An 8,362-nucleotide genomic window follows, 5' to 3' on the forward strand; every position below is an offset into this window, starting at 1 on the left:
CGATGACAAAGAATCAATCCAAGCTCTCATTGTCCGCGCTCATTAAAAATAGTGCGGCAATTATGGTATCGACGCTGGTTTTAACAGCGTGTACCGGTGGCGGACCAGCGACCGAAACGACTCCTCCCAGCAGCGGCTCTTCGCCTGATACTTATTCAGGCCCACCTCCAGCCTCTGACGATGTACAACGATTTAAATTGTTTGTATGGGACAATCTAGCAACCAATAACCGTTGTGGTGCTTGTCACAACGAAACGGGCCAATCCCCTCAGTTCGCTCGTGGCGATGATGTTAATCTGGCCTACGCGGCAGCCAACACCATAGTTGATCTGGCAAACCCCGATCAGTCACGCATGGTAACCAAAGTGGCCGAGGGTCATAACTGTTGGGAAAGCGTCGCACAGGTTTGTGCAGACACCATTACTTCCTACATTAATAACTGGGCAGGTAACTCTGCTTCATCAACCACAGAGATCACTCTGACAGCACCTCCTATTAGAGATCCAGGCGCCAGCCGTGCTTTCCCTGATGATCCGAGTAACTTCCAATCAACAGTTTATCCATTATTAACTCAATACTGTTCTGACTGTCACACCGACTCGGCTTCGGTGCCCATTTCGCCTTACTTTGCCAGTGCCGATGTCAATACGGCTTATGAAGCTGCAAAAAGTAAAATCGATCTGGATACTCCAGCCAGCTCACGTTTTGTTATTCGCTTAAGAAATGAGTTCCACAACTGTTGGACTACCGATTGTGCGTCTAACGCTAACGAAATGCAGACAGCCATTGAAAACTTTGCTTCAACCATTCCATTGACTCAAATTGATTCAAGTCTGGTTGCCAGTAAAGCGCTTACCTTATTAGATGGTATTCAAGCGTCTAGCGGTGGCCGCTTTGAAGCCAACGCTATTGCGACTTTCCAGTTTAAAACCGGAAACGGCGTAACGGCCTTTGATACCAGTGGTGTTGAACCCGCAATGAACCTGACCTTTAACGGCGACGTTGAATGGGTTGGTGGCTGGGGCATCAACATTCGTGATGGTAAAGCCCAAGCTTCAACAAGCTCCAGTAAAAAGCTATATGACTTAATCACCGCGACTAACGAGTACTCTATCGAAGCCTGGGTAGCTCCGAATAATGTGACTCAAGAAGGTCCTGCGCGTATCGTTAACTACTCAGGTGGAGCTGACTCTCGCAACTTTATGTTAGGTCAGACTTTATATAACTACGATTTCTTAAACCGTAGTACTAACGCTGATGCCAATGGTAATCCATCGTTATCCACTGCAGATGCTGATGAGCGTCTACAAGCAACCTTGCAACATGTCATCGTCACTTATGATCCCGTTAATGGTCGCCGCATTTATGTGAACGGTCAGTACACTGGAGACGCCGATGGTGTTGAGCCAGGTACATTAAACGACTGGAACGATACCTTTGCTTTTGTTCTTGGTAGTGAGGTTTCTGGCGAATTTAAATGGAGCGGTGTTGTTCGCTTTGTTTCGATTCACAACCGCGCACTGACAGAAGAACAGATTCAACAGAACTATGACGCAGGTGTTGGTGAGCGCTTCTTCTTGCTCTTTAGTGTGGGCCATCTAGTTGATGTTCCAGATTCCTACATCGTATTCGAAGTCAGTCAGTTTGACAGCTACGGCTACCTGTTCGCAGAGCCCTTCTTTATCAGCCTTGATGAAACGGCAACGCCAAACAACATTCCTGTTCAGGGTATGCGTATTGGTATTAACGGTGCAGAAGCTGCTATCGGACAATCATTTGAAAAACTCAACATGGCTCTGGACGATGCGCAATATAACTCAGGTTCTGGTCAGGTGATTTCACCTTTAGGTGCTGTTATTGCACTAGAAAAAGGACCTACTACCGATGAGTTCTTCTTAACTTTCGAACGTCTTGGCACTCACGAAAATGTGCGTGTTGATGCACAACCACAGCCAGCACCGACACCTCCTGATCTCGATGAGCAATCGGACTTAGGTGTACGTACTTTCGAAGAAATTTATGCCACCATGGCACAAATGACTGGCGTGAGCATGAACGAGGCTGGTGTTCGCGGAGTATATCTGACCGTTAAACAACAGTTGCCAACGAACGACGCTCTAGAAGGTTTCTTATCTTCTAATCAAATGGGTGTTACTCAGTTAGCCATTCAGTATTGTTCTGCGCTGATGGACGACACTAGCCTACGTGCAAGCAAGTTCCCAGCCTTTAACTTTACGGCAGACCCTGCAACTTCGTTTACCGCTCAAGGCCGTAACGACTTCCTTGACCCCTTGTTAGAAGCAACGATGGGTATCGGCCTGGCTAGCCAGCCACAAGCCAATACCGTAAAAGGCGAACTGAACAATCTGATTGATCAGCTCACCACCTGTACTAGCAACGGCAGTTGTGAAGCAGGTCGAACCATTAAAGTCACCAAAGCAACCTGTGCCGCTGCCATCGGTAGTGCCATCATGCTTGTACAATAACTCGGTGGAGAGGATTTAGATATGACACGTAAAAAACGCGCTTTACACCCAGATGCTCCACTGCTTCACGCAGCGCATAAACGCCCCACTACCCGTCGCGACTTTGTCGCGCAGGGTCTTGCGGCGGGCGTAGGCTCTGTAGTTGGAGGTTCTGTTCTTGGTTTATTTGCTAATCCGCGCGCTGCCTATGCAGATTTATCGCCAGATATCGATGCGCTTCGAGCTCAGTGTGGTATCGCTGTTCAAGGTGCCGGTAAAATTCCATTTATCTGTTTTGACCTGGCAGGTGGCGCTAACATTGCTGGCTCTAACGTACTGGTTGGTAAACAAGGCGGCCAGCTCGACTTTTTGACCACACAGGGTTACAGCAAGTTAGGTCTTCCAGGTGATCAGGTGCCCAGCATTGTTAACACTGATACGGGCACTAATGATTTCGTCAACACGGATCTGGGTCTGGCATTCCACAGCGACAGTGCTTTCTTGCGCGGAATGTTAGAGAAGATTTCTCCAGAAACCGCTGCTCGTACTAACGGTGCGGTTATCCCTGCTCGTTCTGATAACGACACAGGTAATAATCCGCACAACCCGATGTATGGTATTCATACGGCAAAAGCTGATGGTTCTCTGCTGTCTATCATTGGTTCTCGCAGCTCGGACTCAGGCGGTAACTCCATGGCACCGCAATCCATGTTGATGAATACCACATTACGTCCAACCAAAGTTGATCGCCCAAGCGATGTAACCGGTCTGGTTGATGTAGGTGATCTGTTAGGCGTACTGTCGCAAGACGAAGCTGTACGAGTAATGGAAGCCATTCAACGTATTTCTGATATGAAACTGGGTAGCGTGAATACTCAGATTAGCCGTGATGCGATAGTCAAAGCTCTGGTGAGCTGTGGTTATGTTAAGAGTGCCGACTTGGCCGATCGTTTTGGTAATCCATCGACATTGAACCCAGAACTCGATCCTGACATTGTTGGTCCTGCTGGTATCTTCTCTTCAGCAGAATTCAACAGCGACGGTGAATTCCGCAAGACCGCTTCAGTTATGAAGATGGTTATTAACGGTTTTGCTGGTGCCGGAACCATTACCATGGGTGGTTATGACTACCACACGGGTGAGCGCGGCACGGGTGAAATTCGAGACCTTCGTGCAGGCCGCTGTATGGGAGCCTGTATCGAGTATGCAGCACGTATCGGTGTGCCTCTGATGATGTATGTATTCAGTGACGGTTCTGTTGCTAGTAATGGTCGTCTGGACGAATCAGAAATGGGTCGTGGTAAAGGTGAGTGGACAGGTGATAACTCATCAACGGCTTCTCCATTCTTTATGGTTTACAACCCAGGCGGACGTCCGCAGTTGATGGGTGGCACACCAGAGCAACAAGCTCGCCACCAGCAGATTGGTTACATGCGTCCTGACGCATCAACGGAAACCACTGCAACGCCAGCGGCTAACAACGTTAATCTATTGGTTGAAACCGTTGTTCTTAATTACATGGCGTTACATGGTGAGCAAGGTCTGTTTGATACCGCTAGTTACTTCCCGAATCATGGTTTGGGTAATGCGAACCTGCGCGACAGCCTGACGGCCTTCCAACCGATTGTTAACGGAACGATTGGCGCATAAAGCAAGGCTTACAGCTCTAGTCAAAGCGCTCTTCGGAGCGCTTTTTTTATGCCCGAATTTAGGATATTGGGACTCTCAAACTTCTAAGTCTCTACCAAGCTATTGATATTGCATTGAGTTTTTCTCTCGCTTCACTAAAATGGGATTAATTTTTTGATTTTGTTGTGATACTGATCCTTCATGCTGCTCATTCCAAGTCAGGTTAAGTTAGATAGAAAAAACCCGCCGCTGTTAACCCTATTGTTGGTTATTATCAATCTGGTTGTTTTCTTTACCCTGCAACTGAACGACGACGAACAATATCAAAAAACGCTCGACTACTATCAAAACTCCGAATTATTCGTACAAGAAACCGATGCCTTCCGCGCTTATCTGCAAACCCCGGATGCCCTCGCTGACTACCGAAACATATCCACCATCGACACCCATGGACCCAACCGCATCCACTATATGGCGTTCGATCTGAACTTTCGCCGTTATGTCGCGGCACAGCTGGCTCTGAATCAAGAAGCTCTGAATATATGGCAAGCACAAAATAGCGAACTCAATCGATTCAAAAATTCCGTCAGCTTTTATCGCTGGGGGATTAAGTCAGAAGCACTGACCATCGATACCCTTATCTCTCATAGCTTTTTGCATGGAGATATCTTTCATTTGATTGGCAATCTGTTGTTTCTGGTACTGTTTGGCGTTGCAGTAGAAGCCCTCTATGGTCGCCTGCATTTTGCTACCCTGTATGTGATTTCAGCCATTACGAGCGGATTGTTTTTCTCTCTGATACAGGGCACCCCCTACGCCCCTCTTATTGGCGCTTCTGGCGCTATATCGGGTTTAATGGGGGCTTTTGTTGCCTACTATGGTTTGCAGAAGGTTCGCTTCTTTGGTTGGTTTGTCTTTTACTTTAATCACTTCAAACTACCAGCGTATCTGGTATTAGGTTTTTGGTTGCTCAAAGAAGCTTTATATCAACTCACTGATCGCGAATCGAATATTGCTTATATGGCTCATCTAAGCGGTATGATCACAGGAGCATTACTGGGATTGCTAATGAAAACCTCGGTTAATCCTACGGAGGAACCCGAAGCAACGCCCAAACCACAACAAGAGGATCTTTATCATCAGGCGCTGGAACTAATACGTAAGCTGGAGTTTGCCGAAGCTCGTCAGCATTTGTTAACTCTGCTAAAACAACAGCCCAGTCATTTTAAAGCCCTCGCCAGCCTTTACAATATTGATAAGATGGCACCATCAAGCCCACAATATCGAGAAACCATCAATCAAGTTTTTTCCTTTCCGCTTAAATTTGCCCAAGCCGACGAATTTGTTTTAAGCGTGTCGCAAGAAGCCTTAGACACCCACATAAAGCTTCAACATATCAAAGTGCTTCCACTGTTCTTTTTGTGTCAGCGACTGCTAAGAAACGACAAGCTTCATACCGCCGAACCCTTGGTAGAAAAAGCCAAGACTCAATTTGCCGAATCAGAACATCTACCAGAACTGCTTTATCGTTGGGGTGCCGCCCTTCAACGCCAGGGCAAGTCAATTAAAGCGCGAGCGGAACTGAATTATTTGGCCAACTACTATGCCGAAACAGAATATGGCAGAGCGGCCATCCAACATCTTAAGAAATTCCCCCCCAAACCTTCATAACAATTGCGTAGAAGACTTTTATTCTCAAAAATAGTTTCAACTTCAATCATCACCCAAAATTACCCACAAGTAAGTAATTCTTGCTCACTAATTCGACAGCTTATAATAAATTCACTAAAACGTTCGTTTTAGATTGAGAATATCCTTAATTTATCCTTATTTTTCCTCTTCACAAATATCTCAATAAGTATATAATTCCGCGGAATTTTTCACACCGAAACTTCGGCAGAACATGATATTTAAAACACGTCAATACCGACGATTTCTTACTTCATCATGGACGATCTCTCACAAGGCTTTCGGATATCGCTGATTGTGAACCTTGTCACATAACTTAATAATTAACGAGTAGCTTAGGAGACAGGCATGGACGACAAAAAAATACTTTTTCAACAAATAATCAAAGCATTCAAATCCAGCAAATTCACCAAAAGTGAAGCTGAGACCTCGCTATACTGGATTCGAAAGTATCTTAGTTTTCATAATCTGAGAAACCCTGCCGAAATGGGTGCTACAGATGTCAGAGAATTTTTATCGGATCTCTCAAAACAGGGCACGATGCCTTCTAAGCAAAAAGAAGCTTATGACGCTCTCGACTTTTTCTATAACAAAGTACTGGATTTATCTATCTGGTCTATGACCAAAGCAGCGCCAGTGGTTGAAGAAGCGACTGCCGATTTTAATTCTGGTGTAACGGAAGCCACACCAGAATGGGTTGCTCGATTGCAAGAACCCTTTAAACTGATTGCCCGTTTGACTTATGGATGCGGGATGCACTTAGAAGAAGTGCTAAATTTGCGCATAGAAGATGTTCAGCTAGAAAAACGTCACATTGTCTTGAGAGACGCTTTTGGTGACGAAACAGAAATGATGTTATCAGACAACATACTTCAGTCACTGGCATTACAGTTGCGTAAAGCACACCTTACTTACAAGCAAGATTCTCGCGAAGGCGCTACTTATGTACATCACCCACGTCAGTTAACCAATAATCAACTGGTTAACAAGGAACGTTGGAACTATCTGTTCTCTGGTGGCGTGCACTTCAACCTTCAAGAAAAATGCCGTGTTCGTTACCCTATGGATGTGAAAAACGTTAAGCATGCCTTCCGCCAGGCCGCACAAGGACCACAAAGCGCAACCAATATTAATACAGCGACAAGACGCCAAGCGGCCTCTTTCTAGTTGTTACCGCCTTACTAACAACAACGCCGCTTTAAAGCGGCGTTGTTGTTTTACGAGCATAAAAAGTGATGAGGCTAACGTCGTGAGCTTCTGGATGGACGAGCCGACTTCTTATTTGCAGGACGAGACTTCATAATTTTTCGACGACGAGGATTTTGTGGAGTTCGATGTTTCGGTTTTGCCGATGGCTCCAAACCGACTTCTTTTTCGATCTCACGCACCAACGAGTTATCAAGCTCTACCCAGTTACCTCGACGTAAAGAACGCTCCAGCACCACAGAGCCGTAGCGTACGCGAGTCAAACGCGACACCATACACCCTACCGCTTCCCACATACGTCGAACTTCTCGATTACGTCCTTCCTTCAAGGTGACGTGATACCATTGGTTAGTACCCTCACCACCAGAAAACGTAATCCGATCAAAACTGGCCATGCCGTCTTCTAACGCAATACCCGTTTTAAGCTGCTTGATGGTATCGTCAGACACTTCGCCTTTGATACGCACTGCATATTCACGCTCTAACTCATAGCGGGGATGCATCAGACGATTCGCTAAATCACCGTCATTGGTAAACAACAGTAGCCCTGATGTATTTAAGTCCAGTCGACCAATAGCTATCCAGCGGCCTTTTCCGGCTGAAGGTAGTTTCTCGAATACCGTAGGACGCCCATCAGGATCTTTGCGTGTACACACTTCGCCCTCAGGTTTGTTATAAGCAACAATTCGACGCACAAAATCTTCTTGTTTGGTGATCGATATTAAGCGTCCGTCGACACGAATTTTATCTTCTTCGGATGCCCGAGCTCCTAGCTCAATGATCATGCCATTGACGCTCACACGCCCTTCGGCAATAACGGCCTCCATCTCTCGACGGGAACCTAACCCAGAACGGGCTAATAACTTTTGTACTTTATCAGTCATAGAAACATCGTATGTTTTCATTGATCAGACGGGGTAGTTATTCAGTCCTTTCTACCACATCATTTTCGACGATATCCTTCACGCCTGATTCGGCCTTATCGTCATCATGGTTGTCAGATGCAGATTCTACATCCGACAGCTCCTGTTCAGTATAGTCGTTCCCAGCATCAGCAGGCTCAACCTCTGACACAGAAGCTTCGTTTTCTTTTTCCAGTTTGGCTGCAAAATCCGAAGACTCAGATTCCGATTCGTTTGAATCATTGTCTTCTTCTAGAAGCGTTTCGCTTTCTGTTAATTCTGCAGCGTCGTCAGCCGTAGCTTCTACACTCTCGGTATTCTCTTCGATAGCGTCAGCTTCCGCAGTATCTGTATCTGTATCTGTATCTGTATCTGTATCTGTATCTGTATCTGTATCTGTATCTGTATCTGTATCTGTATCTGTATCTGTATCTGTATCTGTATCTGTATCTGTATCTGTATCTGTATCTG

General features: G+C 46.0%; 6 protein-coding genes. 4 read left to right on the plus strand and 2 right to left on the minus strand.

The window, feature by feature from the left end:
• The first annotated feature begins 2 nt into the window (after positions 1-2).
• From NH399_RS14700 to NH399_RS14715, 4 genes are all read left to right on the plus strand, one after another.
• On the plus strand, positions 3-2,486 hold the full coding sequence (locus NH399_RS14700) for a LamG domain-containing protein (RefSeq protein WP_253041349.1): 2,484 nt from the start codon (positions 3-5) through the stop codon (positions 2,484-2,486).
• Between the two features lie 21 nt (positions 2,487-2,507).
• A complete protein-coding gene (locus NH399_RS14705; protein WP_253041351.1) occupies positions 2,508-4,115 on the plus strand; it encodes a general secretion pathway protein GspF in 1,608 nt (535 codons plus the stop codon).
• A 180-nt stretch (positions 4,116-4,295) separates the two neighbouring features.
• Positions 4,296-5,765 (plus strand): rhomboid family intramembrane serine protease, encoded by a 1,470-nt coding sequence (locus tag NH399_RS14710; protein ID WP_253041353.1) that lies wholly within the window; start codon positions 4,296-4,298, stop codon positions 5,763-5,765.
• 366 nt (positions 5,766-6,131) lie between these two features.
• The gene (locus NH399_RS14715; protein WP_253041355.1) at positions 6,132-6,950 is read left to right on the plus strand and encodes a phage integrase N-terminal SAM-like domain-containing protein; all 819 of its coding nucleotides are present in this window, start codon (positions 6,132-6,134) and stop codon (positions 6,948-6,950) included.
• Between the two features lie 74 nt (positions 6,951-7,024).
• Here NH399_RS14715 and rluB read toward each other — a convergent pair whose 3' ends face one another.
• Both rluB and NH399_RS14725 read right to left on the minus strand, forming a co-directional pair.
• Positions 7,025-7,873 (minus strand): 23S rRNA pseudouridine(2605) synthase RluB, encoded by an 849-nt coding sequence (gene rluB, locus NH399_RS14720; protein WP_253041357.1) that lies wholly within the window; start codon positions 7,871-7,873, stop codon positions 7,025-7,027.
• A gap of 37 nt (positions 7,874-7,910) precedes the next feature.
• The coding region (locus tag NH399_RS14725; protein ID WP_253041359.1) for a hypothetical protein at positions 7,911-8,362 on the minus strand (452 nt) is incomplete at its 5' end.

Source organism: Pleionea sp. CnH1-48 (assembly GCF_024124665.1).
GTDB lineage: Bacteria > Pseudomonadota > Gammaproteobacteria > Enterobacterales > Kangiellaceae > JAMXSB01.

Excerpts from the sequence above, each read along its gene's own strand:
- NH399_RS14700 (WP_253041349.1), top strand. The coding sequence starts at position 3 with ATGACAAAGAATCAATCCAAGCTCTCATTGTCCGCGCTCATTAAAAAT.
- NH399_RS14705 (WP_253041351.1), top strand. The coding sequence starts at position 2,508 with ATGACACGTAAAAAACGCGCTTTACACCCAGATGCTCCACTGCTTCAC.
- NH399_RS14710 (WP_253041353.1), top strand. The coding sequence starts at position 4,296 with ATGCTGCTCATTCCAAGTCAGGTTAAGTTAGATAGAAAAAACCCGCCG.
- NH399_RS14715 (WP_253041355.1), top strand. The coding sequence starts at position 6,132 with ATGGACGACAAAAAAATACTTTTTCAACAAATAATCAAAGCATTCAAA.
- rluB (WP_253041357.1), bottom strand. The coding sequence starts at position 7,873 with ATGACTGATAAAGTACAAAAGTTATTAGCCCGTTCTGGGTTAGGTTCC.